The organism is Mycobacteriales bacterium (assembly GCA_030697205.1).
In the GTDB taxonomy this organism is placed as follows: Bacteria; Actinomycetota; Actinomycetes; order Mycobacteriales; family SCTD01; genus JAUYQP01.
Window position 1 is genome coordinate 34,255 of record JAUYQP010000028.1, and the last position, 21,058, is coordinate 55,312.

At 72.9% G+C, this 21,058-nt stretch carries 19 protein-coding genes; 10 read left to right on the forward strand and 9 right to left on the reverse strand.

Features of this window, described 5'->3' with window-relative positions; genetic code table 11:
- The first annotated feature begins 19 nt into the window (after positions 1-19).
- Genes Q8R60_08710 through Q8R60_08720 form a run of 3 tightly spaced genes read left to right on the forward strand, consistent with a single transcriptional unit; the run spans position 20 to position 4,725 of the window.
- The gene (locus Q8R60_08710; protein ID MDP3712550.1) at positions 20-2,092 is read left to right on the forward strand and encodes a DNA topoisomerase IV subunit B; all 2,073 of its coding nucleotides are present in this window, start codon (positions 20-22) and stop codon (positions 2,090-2,092) included.
- Entirely contained in the window at positions 2,092-4,590 is a 2,499-nt protein-coding gene (locus Q8R60_08715) for a DNA topoisomerase IV subunit A (GenBank protein ID MDP3712551.1), read from the forward strand. The genes Q8R60_08710 and Q8R60_08715 overlap by 1 nt, the downstream gene beginning before the upstream one ends.
- Before the next feature lie 3 nt (positions 4,591-4,593).
- Positions 4,594-4,725 (forward strand): hypothetical protein, encoded by a 132-nt coding sequence (locus Q8R60_08720; protein MDP3712552.1) that lies wholly within the window; start codon positions 4,594-4,596, stop codon positions 4,723-4,725.
- A gap of 65 nt (positions 4,726-4,790) precedes the next feature.
- Here the strand turns inward: Q8R60_08720 and Q8R60_08725 are convergent, their stop codons facing one another.
- From Q8R60_08725 to Q8R60_08745, 5 genes are all read right to left on the reverse strand, one after another.
- Positions 4,791-5,273 carry a hypothetical protein gene (locus Q8R60_08725; protein MDP3712553.1) on the reverse strand — a complete coding sequence of 161 codons (483 nt, stop codon included), beginning with the start codon at positions 5,271-5,273 and terminating at the stop codon, positions 4,791-4,793.
- 109 nt (positions 5,274-5,382) lie between these two features.
- Positions 5,383-5,856: a hypothetical protein gene (locus Q8R60_08730; protein MDP3712554.1), complete on the reverse strand. Its 474-nt coding sequence runs from the start codon at positions 5,854-5,856 to the stop codon at positions 5,383-5,385.
- A gap of 81 nt (positions 5,857-5,937) precedes the next feature.
- Positions 5,938-7,047 (reverse strand): adenylate cyclase regulatory domain-containing protein, encoded by a 1,110-nt coding sequence (locus tag Q8R60_08735; GenBank protein ID MDP3712555.1) that lies wholly within the window; start codon positions 7,045-7,047, stop codon positions 5,938-5,940.
- Between the two features lie 17 nt (positions 7,048-7,064).
- Positions 7,065-9,980, reverse strand: coding sequence for an SMC family ATPase (locus tag Q8R60_08740; protein MDP3712556.1), 2,916 nt, complete (start codon positions 9,978-9,980; stop codon positions 7,065-7,067).
- Positions 9,977-11,134, reverse strand: coding sequence for an exonuclease SbcCD subunit D C-terminal domain-containing protein (locus Q8R60_08745; protein MDP3712557.1), 1,158 nt, complete (start codon positions 11,132-11,134; stop codon positions 9,977-9,979). Before Q8R60_08745 ends, Q8R60_08740 begins: the two co-directional genes overlap by 4 nt.
- A 133-nt stretch (positions 11,135-11,267) precedes the next feature.
- Between Q8R60_08745 and Q8R60_08750 the strand changes: the two genes are divergently transcribed.
- Together Q8R60_08750 and Q8R60_08755 are read left to right on the forward strand one after the other, a co-directional pair.
- Positions 11,268-11,777, forward strand: a complete 510-nt coding sequence (locus Q8R60_08750) for a hypothetical protein (protein MDP3712558.1) — start codon at positions 11,268-11,270, stop codon at positions 11,775-11,777.
- On the forward strand, positions 11,774-11,992 hold the full coding sequence (locus Q8R60_08755; protein ID MDP3712559.1) for an RNA-binding S4 domain-containing protein: 219 nt from the start codon (positions 11,774-11,776) through the stop codon (positions 11,990-11,992). Before Q8R60_08750 ends, Q8R60_08755 begins: the two co-directional genes overlap by 4 nt.
- Here the strand turns inward: Q8R60_08755 and Q8R60_08760 are convergent.
- The gene (locus tag Q8R60_08760) at positions 11,989-12,588 is read right to left on the reverse strand and encodes a nucleoside/nucleotide kinase family protein (GenBank protein ID MDP3712560.1); all 600 of its coding nucleotides are present in this window, start codon (positions 12,586-12,588) and stop codon (positions 11,989-11,991) included. The genes Q8R60_08755 and Q8R60_08760 overlap by 4 nt on opposite strands.
- Before the next feature lie 91 nt (positions 12,589-12,679).
- On the opposite strand from Q8R60_08760, the gene Q8R60_08765 reads away from it, so the two are divergent.
- The 5 genes from Q8R60_08765 to Q8R60_08785 all read left to right on the forward strand — a co-directional run bounded on the left by Q8R60_08765 (position 12,680) and on the right by Q8R60_08785 (position 18,262).
- Positions 12,680-13,180, forward strand: a complete 501-nt coding sequence (locus Q8R60_08765; protein ID MDP3712561.1) for a hypothetical protein — start codon at positions 12,680-12,682, stop codon at positions 13,178-13,180.
- 11 nt (positions 13,181-13,191) lie between these two features.
- Entirely contained in the window at positions 13,192-13,410 is a 219-nt protein-coding gene (locus Q8R60_08770) for a hypothetical protein (protein MDP3712562.1), read from the forward strand.
- A 142-nt stretch (positions 13,411-13,552) separates the two neighbouring features.
- A complete protein-coding gene (locus Q8R60_08775) occupies positions 13,553-15,544 on the forward strand; it encodes an EAL domain-containing protein (GenBank protein MDP3712563.1) in 1,992 nt (663 codons plus the stop codon).
- Positions 15,541-17,754 (forward strand): ATP-binding protein, encoded by a 2,214-nt coding sequence (locus tag Q8R60_08780; protein MDP3712564.1) that lies wholly within the window; start codon positions 15,541-15,543, stop codon positions 17,752-17,754. Before Q8R60_08775 ends, Q8R60_08780 begins: the two co-directional genes overlap by 4 nt.
- 247 nt (positions 17,755-18,001) lie before the next feature.
- Positions 18,002-18,262 (forward strand): hypothetical protein, encoded by a 261-nt coding sequence (locus Q8R60_08785; GenBank protein ID MDP3712565.1) that lies wholly within the window; start codon positions 18,002-18,004, stop codon positions 18,260-18,262.
- Positions 18,263-18,291: 29 nt separating this feature from the next.
- Here Q8R60_08785 and Q8R60_08790 read toward each other — a convergent pair whose 3' ends face one another.
- From Q8R60_08790 to Q8R60_08800, 3 genes are read right to left on the reverse strand one after another with little or no spacing between them, the layout of a single operon-like run.
- Complete coding sequence (locus Q8R60_08790) at positions 18,292-18,624, reverse strand: hypothetical protein (protein MDP3712566.1); 333 nt, start codon at positions 18,622-18,624, stop codon at positions 18,292-18,294.
- A gap of 38 nt (positions 18,625-18,662) precedes the next feature.
- Positions 18,663-18,968, reverse strand: coding sequence for a hypothetical protein (locus tag Q8R60_08795; GenBank protein MDP3712567.1), 306 nt, complete (start codon positions 18,966-18,968; stop codon positions 18,663-18,665).
- Entirely contained in the window at positions 18,961-20,481 is a 1,521-nt protein-coding gene (locus tag Q8R60_08800) for a hypothetical protein (GenBank protein MDP3712568.1), read from the reverse strand. Before Q8R60_08800 ends, Q8R60_08795 begins: the two co-directional genes overlap by 8 nt.
- Positions 20,482-21,058 lie beyond the last annotated feature (577 nt).

Genomic DNA, 21,058 nt, shown 5'->3' on the forward strand with positions numbered 1-21,058 from the left:
CCTCCAAGAACGGACCCGTGTGACCTCCCCGGCTGCCACCCCGCCGTCGTCCCGCTCGGACTACACCGCCAAGAGCCTCTCCGTCCTGGAGGGCCTCGAGGCCGTCCGCAAGCGCCCCGGTATGTACATCGGGTCGACCGACTCCAAGGGCCTGACCCACCTCGCCTTCGAGATCGTCGACAACTCCGTGGACGAGGCGCTCGCCGGCCACTGCGGCCGCATCGAGGTGACCCTGCACGCCGACGGCTCGCTCGAGATCACCGACGACGGCCGCGGCATCCCGGTCGACGTCGAGCCGAAGTCCGGCATGACCGGCGTCGAGCTCGTCCTCACCAAGCTGCACGCGGGCGGCAAGTTCGGCGGCGGGGGCTACAAGACCTCGGGCGGCCTGCACGGCGTGGGTGCCTCTGTCGTCAACGCCCTGTCGGTCAGGCTCGACGCCGTCGTACGCCGGGGCGGTCGGGTCCACACGATGTCGTTCTGCCGGGGCGTGCCCGGGGTGTTCTCCGGTGAGGGCCCGGCGGCGACCTTCACGCCCCGCGACGGGCTGTCGGTCGCCGGCAAGGCCCCGCTCAAGCAGACCGGCACGAGCATCCGCTGGTGGCCGGACCTGCCGCTGTTCACCAAGGGGTCGGCGGTCGACCTCGACCAGCTCTACGCCCGGCTGCGGCAGACCGCGTTCCTCGTGCCCGGCCTCACCCTCGCGGTGCTCGACCGCCGTGGCGAGTCGATGGTGGAGGAGGTCTTCCGCTACGACGGCGGCACCGTCGACTTCGTCGAGCACCTCGCCCCCGACCGGCCGGTCTGCGACCCGGTCCACCTCGTCGGGTCCGGCACCTACAAGGAGACCGTGCCGGTCCTCGACGACAAGGGCCACATGACGACCCAGACCGTCGAGCGGCAGTGCGAGGTCGACGTCGCGCTGCGCTGGGGCACTGGCTACGACACCACCGTCCAGAGCTTCTGCAACGTCGTGCGCACCGGTCACGGCGGCACCCACCAGAACGGCTTCGAGCGGGCCGTCCTCAAGGCGCTCAACGAGGCGCTGGTCGCGACCCGCGTCCACAAGGCCAAGGACGAGCCGGTCGTCAAGGACGACGTGCTCGAGGGCCTCACCGCCGTCGTCACCGTCAAGGTCCCGGAGCCGCAGTACCTCGGCCAGACCAAGGACGAGCTCGGCACCCCCGGCGTCTCGCGCATCGTCGCCGACGTCGTCGGCAAGCAGCTCAAGGCGCAGTTCCTCGAGCACCGCAAGCACAAGGCGGCCGCCCGCACCGTGCTCGAGAAGGTCTCCGCCGCCGCCAAGACCCGGCAGGCCGCGAAGGCCTCCAAGGAGGCGGCCCGCCGCAAGACCGCCCTGGAGACCTCGACCCTGCCGGCCAAGCTGGCCGACTGCCGTTCGACCGACGTCGGCCGCACCGAGCTCTGGCTCGTCGAGGGGGACTCCGCCCTCGGCACCGGCAAGCTCGCCCGCAACTCCGAGTACCAGGCGATGCTCCCGCTGCGCGGGAAGATCCTCAACGTCCAGAAGGCCACACCCTCGGAGATGCTCAACAACGCCGAGTGCGCCGCGATCATCCAGGTCGTCGGGGCCGGCACCGGGCGCACCTTCGACCTCGAGCAGATGCGCTACGGCAAGGTCGTCATCACGACCGACGCCGACGTCGACGGCGCCCACATCCGCTGCCTGCTCATCACGCTGTTCGCGAAGTACATGAAGCCCGTCATCGAGGCCGGCCGGCTCTACGCCGCCGTCCCGCCGCTGCACCGCATCGAGGTCGTCGGGGGCAAGGACCCGATCTACACCTACAGCGACAAGCAGCTGCAGCACGAGCTGAAGAAGATCGACGCCCGTGGCGCTCGGGTCAAGGGCCAGATCCAGCGCTACAAGGGCCTCGGCGAGATGGACCCCGACCAGCTGGCCGAGACGACCATGCACCCCGCGACGCGCACCCTGCGCCGCATCCGCCCCGGTGACGCCGAGGCCGCCGAGCGCGCCCTCGAGCTGCTCATGGGCAACGACGTGGCCCCGCGTCGCGACTTCATCATCAGCAACGCCGCCCGCGTCGACCGAGAGCTCCTGGACACCTGATGCCACCCCGCAAGCGCTCCACCAGCAGCAGCGTCATCCCGCCCTTCGAGGGCGAGGGCACGATCATCGACACCGACGTCGTCGAGGAGATCGAGTCGTCCTACCTCGACTACTCCTACTCGGTCATCTACAGCCGCGCGCTGCCCGACGCCCGCGACGGCCTCAAGCCGGTCCACCGCCGCATCCTCTACTCGATGTACGACGCGGGCCTGCGGCCCGACCGCGGCTACGTCAAGTCCGCCCGCGTCGTCGGCGACGCGATGGGGAAGTACCACCCGCACGGGGACGGGGCGATCTACGACGCGATGGTGCGGCTCGCGCAGCCCTTCGCCATGCGGGTCCCGCTCATCGACGGGCACGGCAACTGGGGATCTCCTGACGACTCCGCGGCCGCCAGTCGCTACACCGAGTGCCGTCTGACGCCTGCGGCGATGTCCCTGGTGGACGGCCTCGACGAGGAGACCGTCGACCTCGAGCCCAACTACGACGGCTCGCTGACCCAGCCGTCCGTCCTGCCTGCCGCGTTCCCGAACCTGCTCGTCAACGGCACGTCCGGCATCGCCGTCGGCATGGCCACCAACATGATCCCGCACAACCTCGTCGAGGTCGTCGACGCGGCGCAGCACCTGCTCGACAACCCCGGCGCCACCCTCGACGAGCTGATGGCGCTCGTGCCCGGACCCGACCTCCCGACCGGCGGCCAGCTGCTCGGCATGGAGGAGGTCCGGCAGGCCTACGAGACCGGCCGCGGCGTCGTGCGGATGCGTGCGACCGCCGAGGTCGGCCCGCTCCCCCGCGGCAAGGCCCACATCACGGTCTCCGAGCTCCCCTACGGCGTCGGCACCGAGCGCGTCATCACCAAGATCAAGGAGCTCGTCACCGGCAAGAAGCTGCAGGGCATCAGCGACGTCAAGGACCTCACCGACCGCTCGGTCGGCACCCAGCTCGTCATCGAGGTCAAGGCCGGCTTCAACCCGCAGGCCGTCCTGGCCGAGCTCTACCGCCTCACACCGCTCGAGGAGTCCTTCGGCATCAACGCCCTCGCGCTCGTCGACGGCCAGCCGCGCACCCTCGGCCTCAAGGACCTGCTGCAGGTCTTCCTCGACCACCGCGTCGACGTCGTCACTCGCCGCTCGCGCTACCGCCTGCGCAAGGCCCAGGAGCGCGCCCACCTCGTCGAGGGCCTGCTCATCGCGCTCGCCGACATCGACCGGGTCGTGCGGATCATTCGCGCCAGCCAGGACGTCGGCGAGGCCCGCGAGCAGCTGCAGGAGCAGATCGGGCTGACCGAGATCCAGGCCGGCTACGTCCTCGACATGCAGCTGCGCCGCCTCGTCGCGCTCGAGGTCGCCAAGCTTGAGGAGGAGCTCGCCTCCCTGCGCCGGACCATCGAGGAGCTCGAGGGCATCCTCGCCAGCCCCGCCAAGCTCAAGCGGGTCATCGCCAAGGAGCTCAAGGCTGTCGCCGACGAGCACGGCACGCCCCGCCGCACCGTCCTCGTCGGCGGCGATCTCAAGGCGCTCGTGACCCGCCAGGCCACCAGCCTCGAGGTCGCCGACGAGCCCTGCGACGTCCTGCTGTCGGCCACCGGCCTGCTCGCCCGCACCCCCGTCGTGGAGGCGCTCGGCGAGGCGCGCACCGGCCGCTCGCGCCACGACGTGGTCACAGCCACAGCGCGTACGACGACCCGCGGTCAGGTCGGCGTCCTCACCAGCGGTGGCCGCCTCGTGCGGGTCGGCGTCCTCGACGTGCCCGCCGTCCCGGCGGTGACGACCGGTGCGCTGTCCCTGCGCGGTGGCGCGCAGGCCAGCGAGTTCGTCGAGCTGGCCAAGGGCGAGACCGTCGTCGGGATCTGCTCGCTGCGCGAGGACGGCCCCGGCCTCGCCCTCGCCACCAAACAGGGCGTCGTCAAGCGCGTCACGCCCGAGTGGGCGAAGGGCGACGACATGGAGGTCATGTCCCTCAAGGGCGGCGACGAGGTCGTGGCCTGCCACGAGCTGCGCGACGGCGAGGAGGAGCTGGTCTTCTTCGCCAGCACCGGTGACCTGCTGCGCTTCCCCGCCTCGCAGGTGCGCCCGCAGGGCCGCACCGCCGGCGGCATGGCCGGCATGAAGCTCGACGCCGGGGCGACTGTCGTCGGCTTCTGCGCCGTGCCGCTGACCAGTGACACGCTCTTCGGCCCCGAGCCGGTCGTCGTCACCGGCGGCGGCCTGCCGCCCGAGAAGGGCAAGGGCCCCGGCGTGGTGTCCAGCGTCAAGGTGACCCCGCTGTCGGAGTACCCGCGCAAGGGCCGCGCCACCGGCGGTGTCCGCTGCCAGCGGCTGCTGTCCGGCGAGTCGCTGCTCGTCCTCGGCTGGGCCGGCCCCTCGCCGGCCTGGGCCTGCGCCAAGGGCGGCGACCCCGTGCCGCTGCCCGAGGCGGTCGGCAAGCGCGACGGGTCCGGCTCCCCCGTCGAGGTCCCGCCCGTCGCCGTCGGCAACGCCCACCTCGGCGGCTGACCGATGGAGCGCGGCGACTGGGACGCCCCCGCCGCTGCGCTGCCCGACCCGCTGCCGCCGCTGCCCGCGCGGCTGCAGCGGATCGCCGACCTCACCGGGCCGACCCGCGGGAGCACGGCGCGCGGCGACGACTGACATGACGCAGGGCCGGTCACCTCGATGGTGACCGGCCCTGTGCGTCGTTGCCTGCGCGAGAGCGCCTACTTGTAGGTGTAGGTGAAGCTGACGTTGGCGTTGGGACCACCGGCGTAGTTGCAGACCGCGATCCGCAGCTCCTGGGCCTTCTTGATCTTCGCGGTGAGCTTCTCGACGTTGGCGGTGCCGACCGAGCTCGGGTCGCCGGTCGTGGTGCCGGCGCCCTCGGCGACGACGGCGCCCTTGGCGTCGAGCAGCGTGATGTCCCAGTCGCCGGCGAAGCCGGTGACGTCGACGGTGAGGGTGCCGGGCCCGGTCGGCTTGATGGCCCGCGTCGTCGTGCTCACGCCCTCGAGCATCGGGTCCATGCAGCTCGTCTCGGTCTCGACGGGCGTGCCCCCGACGAGCGGGAAGGGCGCCGGGATCCCGGTGACGGAGTAGGTCGCGGTGATCGGCTTGGGCTTGGCCTTGGCGGGAGCAGCGACGGCGGGCGCGAAGGCACCCGCCGCAGCGACGGCGACGAGGGCGAGAGGCAGGGCCTTGCGCATGAGGTTCCTCCGTGAGCGATCTGCCGGGGTGTCGGGACGCAGAACGAGCCGCCACCTCGGAGGTGACGGCTCGTCGGCACAGCGCCCGAGAGCGGGCGCCGATATGTCCCTACTTGTAGACGTAGGTGTACTTCACGTTGGCCTGCAGGCTGCCCAGGAAGTTGCAGACCGCGATGAGGATCGTGCTGGCCTTCTTGAACTTCACGACCGCCTTCTCCGCCGCACCCGGCGTCGTGAGGGCGGTGGGCGTCGCGGTGCCGGCACCGACGGCGACCATCTCGCGCTTGTCGTTCATGATCGTGATGTCCCAGTCGCCGGTGAAGCCGGTGACGTCCACGGTCAGCGTGCCCGCACCGACGGTCTTGATGGTCTTGGTGGTGGTGCTGAGACCCTCGAACTCGGAGTTCATGCAGCTCGACGACTCCTCGACCGGCGTAGCGCCGGTCAGCGGCAGCGGGATCGGCGCACCGGTCACGGCGTAGGAGGCGGTGATGGGCTTGGGCTTCGGCGGCGCGGCGACGGCGGGCGCGAAAGCACCCGCGGCGAGGACGGCGACGGCGGAGAGGGAGACGGCCTTGCGCATGGAGACCTCCAGGAGCGGGCGTGTGCCGGGTCCCCCTGGTTTCGCCGCCGGGCTCCCGACTCCTGCCTGGACAGCACGACCTCACCGCAGGGGCAGGACCACGGGGTACGCCGGGACCGGGTCGGCGAAGCCCCGCAGCACGCGCGGCTCCCCGTCACCGAGCGACTGCGACGTCCCGAGTCGCTTGGCGCACGCCTCGTCGACCAGCACCTCGCCCGGCTCGGCGCTGTCGGCGAGACGTGCTGCCAGGTTGACCGGTGTCCCGAAGTAGTCACCGTCCTGCGCGAGCACCTCGCCGAACGCGCACCCCGCGCGGACCACCACGCCGACCTCGACGGCAGCCGGGTGCAGCACGAGGTCGCGGGCGATGGCGACGAGGCGCACGGGGTCGGAGCTGACGAACATCACCGCGTCGCCCAGGAACTTCACGACCCTGCCGCCACCGGAGTGGACGACGTCGCTGGCGTGCTCCTCGAAGCCGACCAGCAGCGTCGACAGCTCTGCCAGCTCGAGCTGCCCGGACATCGTCGTGAACCCCGACAGGTCGGCGAACGCGACCCCGCACCTGACCGTCAGCCCGACGGTGTCGCCCTCCACCGCTTCGAAGTGCTTGCGCGCAACGTCGAGGTGGTGGCGGTAGGCGGAGTCCATGAGGCGGACGACACCGGGCACCAGGGCGGTGATGTCGGCGTAGGCCCTCGCCGTGGCGACCTCGCTGCCGCTGACCGTCAGGGCCACCTGCGAGAAGCCGGAGCGGATCGCTGACGACCCGGCCTCTGCGATGCGCGAGATCGCACCACCGAGGACACGGGCGAGCCCGAGCGCGGCGTCGTCTCCGACGAGTGCTCGGTAGGCCGCGACCATCCGCAGCGCTTCCAGGTCCTCGTCGGACAGCGTCCCGTCGGGGTCGGGCAGACCCAGCGCTCGCCAGAACCGCTCGAGCAGGGCTGCCTCGAGCCCGGTCTCGCGGGAGGCGTCGGCCGTCGACCAGCGACGCGTACCCGGCCGGATGACCCGGTCACCGGACAGCGCGAAGAGGCGGCCCTGCCGGTCCGAGACGACCATCTCGTCGAGGGTGCACCCCAGCGAGTCCAGGAACTCCAGCAGCGCCAGCCGATCCGCGGCCGCGGGCGCGTCAGGGTCGTAGAGCCCCGCCTGCTGCCACTCCCCCACAGACGCCGGCCGAGTCACCCCGCGATCGTGACACGTCAGGTCGTCGAGACGGTGCTGCCGTGCATGCCCTTCTGGACCCGGATCTGCGCCGGGATGCGCTGCTTGAGGTCGGCGACGTGGCTGACCACCCCGACCAGCCGGCCGCCCGAGCGCAGCTCGTCGAGCACGTCCATGACCTGGTCGAGGCTGTCGGCGTCGAGGGTGCCGAAGCCCTCGTCGACGAACAGCGCGTCGATCGACTGACCGCCGGCCTCGGCCGTCACGACGTCGGCGAGGCCGAGCGCGAGTGAGAGCGCGGTCATGAAGGTCTCGCCGCCGGAGAGCGTCGCGGTGTCGCGGGTCCGGCCGGTCCAGCCGTCCTCGACCGATAGCCCGAGGCCCGCCCTGCTGCGCTTGTCGCGCCCGACGTCGGTGTGGCGCAGGGTGTAGCGCCCACCGCTCATCCGCGCCAGCCGCAGCGACGCGGCCTGCGCGACCTCCTCCAGCCGGGCGGCGAGGACGAAGGTCGACAGCGGCATGCTCAGCCGGTTGCCGCCACGACCCGCGACGAGCTCGGCCAGCGCGCGCACGGAGGACGCCCGCGCGAGCAGCGGGCCGACCTCGCCGAGGCAGGCGTCGTACGCCGGGAGCAGGTCGGTCAGCGCGCGCTCCCTGTCGGTGGCGACCTGTGCCGCACCGACGGCGGCCTCGTGGACCTGCACGACGAGGGCGAGCGCCTCGCGCCGCTCCGCGACGGGAGCGACGACGTCGAGCGGGACGTCGAGCTCCGCGAGCCGCGCGCGGACCCGCTGGACCGAGGCGGTGTGGTCGTCGACCTCGGCCGCCCAGCGCGCGACGTCGTCGTCAGGACGGACCGCGGCCGCGGCCGCGGTGGCGTCGCCGAAGCCGGCCGCGACCGCGAGCTCGGTGACCGTGGCGGTCGCGCGCTCCAGGGCGGTGCGAGCCGCGCGCAGCTGCTGGTCGGCGCGGGCGGCGCCGTCGCAGGCCTGCGCGAGCAGCAGCGCCGAGCGCCGGAGCGCGGCCAGGTCGGCCGTCGGCTCGAGTCCGGCGGCACGCAGCTCGTCGAGCAGAGCGGCCACGTCACCGTCGGCCTCGACGGCGCGCTTGCGTTCCTCCTCGAGGCGCGTCTCGAAGCGGGCGAGATCGGCGTAGCGGCGCTCCCCCTCCGTGGCCAGCAGGACCAGCCGCTCCTCGGCATCGGGCAGCCGCGCGGCGGTGGCCCGGGTCGCGGTGAGCAGCTCGGTCACGTCGTCGACCGGCGCGAGCCGGGACCGCAGCCCGGCGACCCGCTCGTCGTGGACGGCGACGGCCTGCGCAGCCGCGGCAGCGGCCTGCTCGGCGGCCTCGGCGGCGCGGCGGGCGGCGACCTCGGCCTCCTTGCCGACGTCGGCGCGGGGCTGCACGACCGGCACGTCGGGGTGCGCGAGGGAGCCGCAGACCGGGCAGGGGCAGTCGTCCTGGAGGGCGAAGGCGAGCTCGGCGATGAGGGCGTCGACGCGGTCGTTGCGCAGCTGCTCCGCCTCGGCCTGCAGGGCGGTCGCGTGGGCGCGGGCCTCCTCGGCAGCGGTGACGAGCCCGGGGCGGGCGGATTCGAGCTGGGCGACCTCCTCGGCGAGCCGCGCCTGCTCCTGCGCGGCCTGCTCGCGCACGACGAGCTCGGGCAGCGCGAGCACGGCGGTCCGCGCCGCCGCCACCTCGGTCTGCAGGGCGTCGCGCTGCTCGGGCAGGGACTCGAGCCACTCGCGGCAGCCGGCCAGCTCGACCTCGAGGACGTCGGCCGCGAGCTCGGCCGCGCGCGCGGCGCGGTCGGCGGTGGCGGCGCGGGCCTGCACGTCGACGAGGTGCTCGAGGCGGTGCGCCTCCGCATCGGCGGCGCGGGCCTGGGCAGCCGGGTCGTCGGGGGTCCCGCCGCACAGCGCGACGTCGGCGAGCGCGCGCTCGGCCTGCGTCTCGGCCTCGGCCAGCTCCCCCCGGGCCGTCTCGAGCCCGGCGGCCGCGACCGCGACGGGACGGGCCCGGCGGGCGGCGTCGAGGTCGCAGGCCAGCGCCGCCACCTGATCGCTGCGGGCCTCGAGGTCGGCGAGCTCGGCCTCGGCGGCGCGCCGGGCGCTCTGGGCCGTGAGCAGGGCCTCGGCCGCGGCGAGCGCGGCCTCGGCGGCGGTGCGCTCGTCGGCCAGCGCGGCGGCCTGCGCCCCGGCGTCGACCGCAGCGACCCGAGCACCGTCGACCAGGCCCTGTGCCCACAGGGGCGCGGCCTCGAGGTCGTCGGGCAGCTCGGCACCGGCTGCCTGCGCGACACGGCCCGCGACCTGCGCGAGCTCCTGGCGCGCGGTCGCGACGGCAGCCGTCGCGGTGGCCGCGCGGTCGGCGAGCCAGCGCTCGGCGGACTCGAAGCGGTCGACGTGGAACAGCTGCTTGAGCAGCTTCTCCCTGTCCTTGTGGTCGGCCTGCAGGAAGGCCGCGAAGCGCCCCTGCGGCAGCACGACGACCTGGAAGAACTGGTCGGCGTCCATGCCGAGCAGCCGGCCGATCTCGGCGCCGACGTCCTCGCAGCGGGCGGCGACCGGCTCCCACGTGCCGTCGTCGAGGCGTCGCTCGAGCAGCGCGGTCGGCGCCTCGAGCAGGGTGCCCTCGCCGCGCTTCTTGGGGCGGTGCTGCGCAGGGGTGCGGGTCACCCGCAGCCGGCGCCCGCGAGCGGTCAGCTCGAGGCGCACCTGGGCGCGCGCGCCGGCCGGCGCGTGGTGGCTGCGGAGGTCCTCACGGGCCTTCTGCCGCTCGCCGGGCACCACGCCGTAGAGCGCGAAGCCCAGCGCGTCGAGCAGCGTCGTCTTGCCGCCGCCGGTGTCGCCGCAGAGCAGCACGAGGCCGGACTCACCGAGCGCGTCGAGGTCGAGGTCGACGTCACCGGGAAAGGCGCCGAAGGCGGTGAGCTCGAGCCGGTGCGGTCTCATGCGAGCGCCAGCGACAGGTCGGCGTCGCGCCGGGCGGACTCGAGTGCTTCGCGCATCAACGCGGTCTCCTCGTCCTGCAGCTCGCCGCGGACGTGCTCGACGAAGGCCTGCGCGACCTGCAGGTCGGTGCGGCCGCGGGTGCGCTCGGCGTAGGTCGCTCCGTCACCCTCCGCCGCCCCGTCGGGGGCGAAGTCGAGGGTGAGGCAGTGGGGAAAGCGGCGACGCAGCGCGGCCATCGCGTCGAGCGGCCGCACCGGGTCGGTGAGCGTCACCGCGACGAAGCAGGCCTCGACGGCGGTGTGCTCGGCCGAGGTCAGCAGGTCGTCCAGGCGCCCCCGCACGGCAACCAGCTCGCGGTGCACCGGCACCGGCACGGCCTCGACGGACACCAGCCCGGTGGCACCGAGCTCGACAAGCCAGGACGACTTGCGGTGGCCGGCCTCGGAGAAGGAGTAGGGCAGCGGCGACCCGCTGTAGCGCAGGCCGTCGCCGAGCTGCTGCGGCCGGTGGAGGTGGCCGAGCGCGGTGTAGTCGACACCGTCGAACAGCGACCCGGGGACGTTGGCGACCCCGCCGACGGTGATGTCGCGCTCGGAGTCCGAGGCCTCCCCGCCGGTGACCCAGGCGTGGGCCAGCACCACCGAGCGCCCGCCGCGGGCGGCCCGGTCGGCGTGGACCGCGTCCATCGCGCGGGTGAGCACCCCCGTGTGGCCGGCGACGTCGCGGTCGCCGGGCAGCAGGTCGCGCACCGCGGCCGGCTCGAGGTAGGGCACGCCGTAGACCGCGACGTCTCCGTGCGCGTCGGACAGCACCACGGGCTCGCCGACCCGGCGCGGGTCGGTGCGGATCGAGATGCGCGGGTCGAGCAGCCCGCTCTTGTCGCCGAGGCGGGCCGGGGCATCGTGGTTGCCGCTGATCGCGACGACCGCCGCCCCCGCGTCGCGCAGCCGGCGCAGCGCCTCGTCGAACAGCTGCATCGCCTCGACCGGCGGCAGCGCGCGGTCGTGCACGTCACCGGCCAGCAGCACCGCGTCGACCCGCTCGGCGCGCACGACCTCGACGAGGTGGTCGACGAAGCCGGCCTGCGCCGCCGACAGGTCGTGCTGGTGCAGCGAGCGGCCGAGGTGCCAGTCGGAGGTGTGGAGCAGTCGCATGCCGTGACGGTAGGTCGAGGGTGCGACAGGACCGGGGACCCGCGCCGCACCTGTGGACGACCCCACAGGAGTACGCCGGACAGGCCCGGTGCGCCACCGGCTGTCGTCGTACTCCTGCCTCTAGCGTGGAGGCGTGGCCCCCTCCCGATCCAGCAGCGCCGACGACCGCCCGCTGGCGCGCGCCGCGGCGCTCGCGGTGTCCGCGGTCGTCCTCTACTGGCTCGTCGAGCAGCGCGGCGTGTCCTTCGGCAAGGTCCCGCTGCTCACCGGCCTCGGCTACCTCGCGGGCGCCGTCGCGGGCGGGCCGCGCGGGGCGCTGTGGGCGCCGGCGCTGGTCGTCACCGGCTGGGGCCTCGGCAACGACGCGCAGGGCTGGGAGTCGCTGTCGGGCGTCGGGCTGCCGGAGTCGGCCGCGCACATGGTCGGGATGGGGCTCGGGATCCTCGCGCTCGGGGTGCTTGCGCGCTACGGCATCGAGACCACCCTGTGGGGCGTCGGGCTGTCGGTGCTGCTGTCGGGGGTGCTGTTCATCGGGCAGCGCGGCGAGGGCTACCAGCTGCTCAACGAGGCGACCGGCTACTCCCTGCTGCTGCTCGTCTACGCCGCGGCCGAGGTCGTCGGAGTGGCGGTGAGGCGCCGGTGAGCCGGGACGTGCGCGACGTCGAGGTCCGCGAGGACGGCATCCGCCTCGGGCAGTTCCTCAAGCTGTCCGGGCTGGCCGAGTCCGGCAGCCATGCCAAGTCGCTGCTGGAGGACGACCTCGTGTCGGTCAACGACGAGGCCGAGCAGCGCCGCGGGCGGCAGCTGGCGCGCGGTGACGTCGTGACGGTCGGCACCGAGCACGCCCGGGTGGTCTAGGACAGGCGTACGACGAGGTCGGCGCGGTCGCGGGTCCGCTCGACGAGCCGGGCGTTGGGCTCGTCGGTGCGCTCGACCCACTGCTCGGCCTCGGCGCGGCTGCGGCCGTGGGCGACGTGGCGCTCGACCAGCCGCTGCCGGCGCAGGCCGGGTTCGACCTCGACCCACCAGCACTCGTCGAGCAGGTCGCGGACCCCCGCGAAGGGCCCGTCGCACAGCAGGTAGTTGCCCTCGGTGACGACCAGCGGGACCTCGCGCGCGACCGCGATCGCGCCTGCCTCGGCGAGCTCCCGGTCGCGGTCGAAGGCCGGGGCGAAGACGACGTCGTCGGTGCGCTCGCGCAGCCGACGGAGCAGGGCCGTGAAGCCGGCCGCGTCGAAGGTGTCCGGCGCCCCCTTGCGGTCGGCCCGGCCGAGCCGGCGCAGCTGCGCGTCAGCGAGGTGGAAGCCGTCCATCGGGACCAGGACGGCGCGGCGCCCGAGCGCGTCGACGAGCCCCGCCGCGAGAGTGGACTTCCCGGCACCGGGCGGGCCGGTGATCCCGAGCAGCGCGCGGCCGGAAGCGAGTGACGCGGCGCGGCCGATCAGGTCCTCCACTCGCCCATCGTCGCCGACCGGCAACCCGAACGGGTGACTCGCGACCGCCACCACACCGGTCGATCCAGGGAGGGAGCCCCTGGGAGGACGCATGACCCTGCACATCGTGCAGCACGAGGCCCCGTCGGAGCACCGCTCCTTCCGGCTGAGCCGACCGGCCGCGTCGCAGCGCTCCCAGACCCGTCCCGACGTCGTCGTGCCCGCCGACCGGGCGCGTCGCTGGCTCACCGAGGCCGCCCGGCTCGACGTCGCCCGTGGCGGGCACCTGTCCGCCGGGCCCTCGGGCATCCAGGTCTGGTCGGGCCCGTGGGACGCCGCCGACGGCCGGGCCGGCAGCGCTCGCCACCTCGGCAGCGTCGACTGGAGCTGGGACCAGCCGGCCGGCCACTACGCGACGGTCTACCGCGTGCTGCTGACCGCCGCGGGGGCGACCGCAGCGCTCACGACCGACACCGTGCTCGACGCGGTCCTGACGCTCGACGGTCTCGGTGCCCCTCCCGCGCCGACCGCCCGGACCGCCGTGCCGCTCCCGCGTGACCCCTTCCGCCGCGAGATGTGGGCGGCCCTCACCGACGACACCGTCCGCCGGTAGCGTCCCCGGGCGTGCGCCAGCTCGCCGTGCTCGTCGGGTCGTTCGTCGCCGTCTTCGGCTTCCTCGCGATCGTGGTGCTCGGCCTCGTGGTGGGTGCCCTCCTCGTGAGAGGACTGGGGGGCGGCACCGGCCTGCGGCAGCTCGGGAGCGTCGTCGGCTCGGTCTCGCTGTCGGTCGGTTGGGTGCTGCTCATGACGCGCGGCTGGCGGTGGCTGCGCGACAGCCGCTGACGACCTCACCAGGCCGAGCCACACGAGTGGAGGACGTGGGCCCAGATCACGGGCAAGCTGACCCAGCCCGGCGCCCGGACCGCTCCGAGAACGGCCTGCTTTGACCATGGTGCTCCCGGGTCGCACGGTTCAACCTGTACCTGTGCCGTCCCCCTTCCGCACGCCCGACGCTCCCGCGCAGGTCGCGACCGAGCTGCTCGACTGCGTCACGGACGGGGTCGCAGCGATCGACGAGGGCTCGGTCGTCGTCCAGCGCAACGCCGCCCTGACCCGCCAGCTCGCCGACGTGCCCGACCTCGCCGCGGCCCTGCTGGAGGGGCCCTCCGGCGCCCGGGACATCGTGCTGCCCGACCGGGCCGGCGCCATCCGGCACCTGGTGATCACCCGCACCCGGCGAGAGCAGGGCTACGTCGTGGTCGTCCGTGACACCACCGCGGTCCGCGAGGGCGAGCAGCAGCTGCGGGCCAGCAAGGAGCGGTTCCGTCGTACCTTCGAGAGCAGCCCGGTCGGGATGGCTCTCGTCGCGGCGGGGACCGGTGCCGTCCTCGCGGCCAACGCCGCGCTGTCGCGGTTGCTGCACCAGCCGCTGTCGTCGCTGGCCGGTCGTCACGCCGACGACGTGCTCCTCACCGCAGACGGCGACACGGTCATGCAACTGGTCGGACCGACCCCCGTGGAGGTCGCGTTCCGCCGACCCGACAGGCTCGCGTGCTGGGGCCTGGTGTCGCAGACCGTCGTCGACGAGGGCGTGGGCGGTCTGCTCCTCGTCCAGGTCGAGGACGTGACCGAGCGGGTCGTCGCGCGTCGAGCCCTCGCCCACCAGGCCCTGCACGACCCGTTGACGGGACTCGCCAACCGGCGCGTGCTCGTCGACCACCTCGAGCACGCGCTGCGGGCAGGCGAGCGCCATCGCGTCCACGAGTCCGTCGGGCTGCTCTTCGTCGACCTCGACCTCTTCAAGCAGGTCAACGACACCTACGGGCACGACGCCGGCGACACGCTGCTGCGCGAGGTGGCCCGCCGCCTGGAGCACGTCGTCCGCGCGCGCGACCGCGTCGCACGACTCGGCGGTGACGAGTTCGTCGTCGTCGTCGCCGACCCTGGGCACTCCGAGCGGCTCATCGACATGGCACGCCGCATCGAGTCGAGCCTCGCGAGTCCGGTGCAGTGCGGCGCGTCGCGCCTTCACGTCACCGCCAGCGTCGGGGTGACCCGCAGTCGACCTGGGCAGACCGCCGAGGAGCTGCTGCGCGAGGCGGATCTCGCCATGTACCGAGCGAAGAGCCTCGGTCGCAACCGCTTCGAGGTCTTCGACGCCAGCCTGCGACGCGAGGCCGAGGAGCAGCTGCTGGTCGAGCGCCTGCTCCGCAGCGCACTGGACCGCGGCGGTGTGGCCCTCGAGTACCAACCGATCTACGAGCAGGTCAGCGGCCAGGTCGTCGCTGTGGAGGCGCTCTCCCGCCTTCGGGGACCCGCGGGCGAGGTCGTCGGCCCGGTCCGCTTCATCCCCATCGCGGAGATCACCGGCCTGATCGTCCCGCTGGGGCTCGGCATCCTCGAGTCAGCACTCGCCCAGGCTGCCCACTGGCGCGCAGCGGGCCACCGCCTCCGCATGGCCGTCAACGTCTCGGCCCGTCAGGCCGGCCGCAGCGACTTCGAGGAGATCGTCCTCGCCGCGATCGAGCGCCACGGCCTGCCACCGGACGCCCTGGAGCTCGAGATCACCGAGACCGCGTTCATCAGCGCCGGCAGCTCGACCCTCGGCCAGCTGGTCCGGCTGCGCGACCGGGGCGTGCGCATCGCCATCGACGACTACGGCACCGGGCACGCGAGCCTGGCCTACCTGCACCGTCTCCCGGCCACGAGCGTCAAGGTGGATGCCACCTTCGTGGCAGGACTCCCGGACGACCAGCGCGCCGCCGCGATCGTCCGCGCCGTGAGCCGGCTGGCCAGTGACATCGGTGTCGACTGCGTCGCCGAGGGCGTCGAGACCACCGCGCAGCGCGAGTGGCTCACGACGCACGCACCGCAGGCGCTGCTGCAGGGCAACCTGCTCGCCCGGCCGCTTCCCGCTGACCAGGTCCCGCTCGCGCGGATGCGTCCGCACGTGGCCTCGCCTCGGGTGCCGTCATGACTGCCCGCTGGTACGACGGCTTGCCCGGCGACCTGCCCGCGGTGTCCCTGCTGCGAGCCACCGACTGGAGCGCGACGCCGGTCGGCGCCCTGGAGCAGTGGCCCGATGCGCTGCGGACCACGGCCAGCCTCGTGCTGCGCAGCCGGTTCCCCATGATGGTCGCCTGGGGTCCCGAGCTCGTGCAGGTCTACAACGACGCGTTCGTCCCGATCCTCGGTCCGAAGCACCCGCAGATGGGCGTCCGGCTGTCGGAGACCTGGGCGGAGATCTTCGACACGGTCGGCCCGATGCTCGCCGACGTCCTCGCGACGGGGACCGCCACCTGGGCCGAGGACGAGCTGCTCTTCGTCGAGCGCCTGGGGTTCCCCGAGGACACCTACTTCTCCTTCTCCTACAGCGCCATCGCGGACGAGAACGGGCGCTCCGAAGGTGTCCTGGTGACGGCGATGGAGACGACCGCGCGCGTGCTGGACGCCCGCCGGTTGCGCGTCGCGCACGAGCTGTCGACGGCCGCGACGACCTCGGGCTCGTCCGCCGAGCTGATCACTGCGCTGATGGGGCACCTCGCTCGGGGACAGGCCGACGTCCGCTTTGCGACCCTGCACCTCGACACCGGCGACGAGCTCGCCCTGGTCGGATCGACGCACCCTCTCGAGGAGCTCCAGCCACCCCGCGACGACCAGGACGTGACCGCGGCCTGGGAGCTCGACACGGACGACGGACAGACCGTCGTCAGCCTGCGTCCGGCGCTACGACCCACGACCGATCTTCCCGAGCCAATGCGCGCGCCCGTGACCCGGGCCTTCGTCCAGCAGGTCGCCGCCGGTGAGGGCAGGCGCGCGGTGCTCTCTGTCGGCCTCAGCCCCACGCGCCGCTGGGACGAGGACTACCGCCGCTTCCTGCTCATGGTCGGGCAGCACGTCGGGAGCGCGCTGACCGCGGCGGCCGCGCGCGAGTCCGAGCACGAGCGTCTCGAGCGCCTTGCCGCTCTCGACCTCGCCAAGCGGGACTTCCTGGCCGACGTGAGCCACGAGTTCCGGACGCCGTTGACCCTCATCGCCGGACCGCTGCAGGTCGCCGTCGACTCCGGGCAGCTGACCGGTCCGGTCGAGGACGCCCTGCGACTGGCGCAGCGCTCGACCGAGCGGCTGACCCGCATGGTCGACAGCCTGCTCGACTTCACTCGGGCGGAGGCCGGCGGGCTCAGTGCCCGGCCCGAGCCGCTCGACCTCGGCACCCACGCCCGCATGCTCACCGAGCTGTTCCGGACCGCCGCCGACGAGGCCGGGCTCGACCTCGCCCTCGAGGTCGCCACCCTGCCCGCGCCGGTCCTCGCCGACCCGGCGCATCTCGAGACCGTCCTGGTCAACCTGCTGGCCAACGCCGTGAAGTTCACGCCGTCCGGCGAGGTCCGCGTGGTCGTCCTGGCCGGCAGCGACGGCGCCGTGCTCGAGGTGCAGGACACCGGCATCGGCGTGCCGCCCGAGGAGCGTGAGCTCGTTTTCGCGCGCTTCCAGCGCGGCCGGACCTCAGCAGCCCGCAGCATCGAGGGCATCGGGATCGGCCTCAGCACGGTTCGCACCCTGGTCGAGCTGCAGGGCGGCAGCATCAGCGTCCACGGCCGACCGGGACCCGGCACGGTCTTCCGCCTCGTGCTGCCGTGGGCCGTGGGCGCCACGGCCGTGAGCCCCTCGTCGAGCGCGTCCGTGAGTGCCCGGGCCCGCTCGGCCGCGGAGGAGGCGCGAGGCTGGTCCCGCGACCCGCGACCCGCTTCGGGGCTGGCCGCATCGCTGCTGCCGCGGGTGGTGCTCGCCGACGACAACGCCGACGTGCGCGACTTCGTGGCACTGGTCCTCGACGGTCACGCCCGCGTCGAGCGGGTCGGCGACGGTGACGCGGCCCTGGCCGCGCTGCGCCGGGACCCCCCGGACCTGCTGCTCACCGACCTGCGGATGCCGGGCACCGACGGCCGGGCCCTGCTCGCCGCCGTGCGTGCCGACCCCGTGCTCGCGTCGCTGCCCGTCATCCTCTTCTCGGCCCACGCCGGCCCCGAGGCTGCCGTGGAAGCGCTCAACGCAGGCGCGGACAACTACCTCGTCAAGCCCTTCACCGCAGCCGAGCTGGTGGCTCGGGTGAGGGGAACCATCTCGCTCGCAGCTGCCCGGCGGCAGGCAGCCGTCCTTGCCGGCCGCCGCCTCGCTTCCCCCTGAGGCCACCCGCCGTCCGGCTGCACCGCCGCGAATCAGTCCTTCGCGCGCAGTCCGCGGTGGCGTTCGGGCGTGGCCTCGGGGAGCAGGGCCACGATCGTGCTCGTGTGGGGCGGGTGGGGCTCGAACCCACGACCGAGGGATTATGAGCACTAGACCTCGGAACGCTGTGCGATCAGGCGGGTTGAGCGGGGAGCGGTTGAGCGCAGAGGGGACAGTCCCTTGCTCTAACTCGACCGAAGGGGACCCCATGCTCGACAGCCAGAACATCCCGCCGACGCCCGCCCTCGACCGCCCGAACTGGATCGAGGGCGTCGACACCGACGGCACGATCTACGCCTTCGGCGACATCCTGGCGACCGAGCTCGTCAGGCTCGAGGCGCACGAGATCACCGAGGCCGACGGGACCGTGCAGGAGCGGACCTACGCCGTGACGGTCCACAACGAGCCGCCGCTCACCGCAGCGCAGGTCCGCGAGGCGCTCGGGCAGATCCTCGCCGCGCTGCCGTAAGCCCGTCACGACCAGCAGCCCTCGACCGTCTAGGTCGGGGGCTGCTGGTCGTCTACGGCGTAGATGCAGGGGGGCTCGGGCAGCACCACGAACGGTCGGTGGGCGTTGAGCACGTCGCACGGGACGAGGAACGACCTTGGCGAGACGTTAACGTCGTGTCGGTCGTGCCCGCGATACCGCTCGGCGACCTCGTCCGCGAGCTCGACGCCGACGAGTGCGCCGTGGTGCTGGGCAGTGGCATTGCAGCCAGACTCAGCGCCGAGCCACTCACTCCCCACCGAGTCCAAGACGACGGACCCGCGGAAGCCCTCGGCCGCTATGGACGCGGCCATCTCCGGGTCGGTGACGTGCCAGAGCATCATGGACGGCAGGGATGGCACGTATTGGTCTCGGGCGAGGACTAGCCAGGGTCGCTCGGGGACAGGTCGTAGAGGAGCGCGACTCGCCGGTTGTTGACCGGATCGCCGGACTGGAACACGTCGGGGTCGCCGTTTCGGAGTCGACGAAAACGGTCGTACACGGCCTCACCGAGGGCAACCCCGGTCTCGCTCCCGGGTCGAATGAACGCAGTGGCAGGTAGACCTTGGCCCGCTGCGTACAGGACCGCGAGAACGGTCCCAGCGAGGTCGCCACTGACCTCGTCCCATTCGCCGAGGACGACACCGAAGTCGAACATCGCATCGGCGAGGCCGGGTTGCTCAAGCACGAAGAAGCTCCATACGCCGGAAGTAGTTCATCATCTGGGCCTCGTCGACGCTGCCATTGACGTACAGGTTGTACGTCGCGCCTCCACCGAGACCCGCCAGATCCTTGTTCGGGACGATGGTTCCACTACGTCCGGGGACGAACAACTCTGAGGTGCGGTTCAGGGACCCGTCGGGGTTGTCACCGACCCAATAGGGCCTACCTGCCTTGACCGGCCCGCCGAGTGCGCGACGCTCGAAGTCGAGGAGCCGCCCGGTGGTCGAGCCGACGTTCCCGCCGACCTCGAGCCGGATCGGGATCACCCGCGGGAGCTTGTCGAGGCTGTCCTTGAGCCCGGTGACCTTGTCGCGCGCGCCCTGGATCTTGTCGGCTACGCCCTTGAACTTGTCCCCGATGATCGGGATCTTCGCGAGCACCTCGAACATCTTCTGGAACCCGCCGAGCCAGACGTCGACGGCGGTCAGGACCGCCGTCGCGACGGCCTTGAACACGGCCTGCACGATGTTGCGGAACGTCTCGCTGTTCTTGTACGCGATGACCAGACCGGCGACGAGCGCGGCGACCCCGAGGACGATCAGCCCGATCGGGCCGAGGGCGACCGTGACCGACGAGCCCATGAGGACGCTGACCGCGTTGAACGCAGCCGCTGCCTTGGTGACGATGAACAGGCCCGTGGCAAAGGTCCCGACCGCGGTGACGAGCGGCACGATCACGTCGCTGTTGCGCCCGATGAACTCGGCCATCGACGTGAACTTCGTGATCGCGTCGGACACGATCGGGAGCAGCCTCGCCCCGAGGTCGGCGCTGAGGTTCTTGTACTGCGCCGCCACCCGGATCGTCTGGCCCTCGAGGGTCCCGGACTCCCTGGCCGCTGCGCCCTGTGCCGCGGTCGTCTGCTGCATCAGCAGGGTCAGGGTGGCTTGTGCCTTCGCCTGGTCGAGCGCCGCGCCCTTGAGCTTGCCGAGGCCCTTCGACGCGAGTTCGGCCATGATCGCGGCGTCGTTGATCCCGACGGCGTACTTCTCGATCGGGTCCCGCTCACCCTTCAGCAGCGACGACACCGCCGACACCGCGTCCGCGACGCTCCCGCCGTAGGTCGCGGCGAGGTCAGCACCGAGCGTCACGAGCTTGTCGGTGCTCTCCGCGGCCTCGTCCTGCGACTGCCCGAACCGCTGGAGTTGCGACCCGACGACAGCAGCGAGAGATGCGTAGTCGCTTTCCGCGAGACCGAGGCTCTTACCTGATCGCTTGGCGAACTTCTCGACCTTCTCCGCGGCGTCTCCGAAGACGGACTGGACACCGCCCATCGCCTGCTCGGAAGCCGATGCCTGCTTGACCGCGTCGAACCCGAACTTGCCCACTGCGGCGGCGGCGATCGCCATCCCAGCGCCGACGGCCTTCCCGAACTTCTCGCCCTTCTTGCCGGTCCGGTCAAGGGCGTCACCGACGTTGTCGAGCTCCTTCGACGCCCTGTCTTTTGCGAGCACTTCAAACGCGAGACTCAGAGCGGCCACGGCTCACACCACCTTCCGCTGAGCGCTGGGGTCGTACTCGAGGGTGATCTTCACTGGTGTGCCTCTCGGTTAGGTGGAGCGTTGGACCCGCGCACGCGCACGGGGGCTACTCAGGTGCTTGAACCGCGAGCAGGGACAGGGCGCGGTGGACCGAGGGTGGGCATGAGGGACACCCCCCGGGTCGTCACCGCTCACATCCGCCGGGCCGTGATGCCGGAGCAGTCCACGGGCGGTCGCTGCCCCGCCTCCTGAGCCGCGCAGTAGACCCGGCACGGACACGACGCCTCCACGTCCGCAACTACTGACGGGGCGTGACCGCTGCGCCGAGCGTTGGTGATCCGTGCCCCGCCTGCGTAGTTGCAGGGGCCGCATGCAGCCCTCAGGTTCGACCGCTCGTGAGCGAGGTGCGGGGCCACAGACAGCGGCACCCGGTGGTCCACCGTGGTCGCTACGCCACGGCATCGTGGGCCACGGATCTGGCAGTCCGGTTCCTCCCGCAGCACCCGTGCCCGCAGCTCCCGCCACGGCCTGCCTGAGCGTCCGTGGGACTTGGCCGTCACCGCGCACCCCAGTCGGA

What these genes read in the sequence shown, in the direction of transcription:
- Q8R60_08785 (MDP3712565.1), top strand. Translation starts at nt 18,002, where the DNA reads ATGCTCGACAGCCAGAACATCCCGCCGACGCCCGCCCTCGACCGCCCG.
- Q8R60_08730 (MDP3712554.1), bottom strand. Translation starts at nt 5,856, where the DNA reads ATGCGCAAGGCCGTCTCCCTCTCCGCCGTCGCCGTCCTCGCCGCGGGT.
- Q8R60_08780 (MDP3712564.1), top strand. Translation starts at nt 15,541, where the DNA reads ATGACTGCCCGCTGGTACGACGGCTTGCCCGGCGACCTGCCCGCGGTG.
- Q8R60_08715 (MDP3712551.1), top strand. Translation starts at nt 2,092, where the DNA reads ATGCCACCCCGCAAGCGCTCCACCAGCAGCAGCGTCATCCCGCCCTTC.
- Q8R60_08740 (MDP3712556.1), bottom strand. Translation starts at nt 9,980, where the DNA reads ATGAGACCGCACCGGCTCGAGCTCACCGCCTTCGGCGCCTTTCCCGGT.
- Q8R60_08725 (MDP3712553.1), bottom strand. Translation starts at nt 5,273, where the DNA reads ATGCGCAAGGCCCTGCCTCTCGCCCTCGTCGCCGTCGCTGCGGCGGGT.
- Q8R60_08720 (MDP3712552.1), top strand. Translation starts at nt 4,594, where the DNA reads ATGGAGCGCGGCGACTGGGACGCCCCCGCCGCTGCGCTGCCCGACCCG.
- Q8R60_08790 (MDP3712566.1), bottom strand. Translation starts at nt 18,624, where the DNA reads ATGATGCTCTGGCACGTCACCGACCCGGAGATGGCCGCGTCCATAGCG.
- Q8R60_08765 (MDP3712561.1), top strand. Translation starts at nt 12,680, where the DNA reads ATGACCCTGCACATCGTGCAGCACGAGGCCCCGTCGGAGCACCGCTCC.
- Q8R60_08745 (MDP3712557.1), bottom strand. Translation starts at nt 11,134, where the DNA reads ATGCGACTGCTCCACACCTCCGACTGGCACCTCGGCCGCTCGCTGCAC.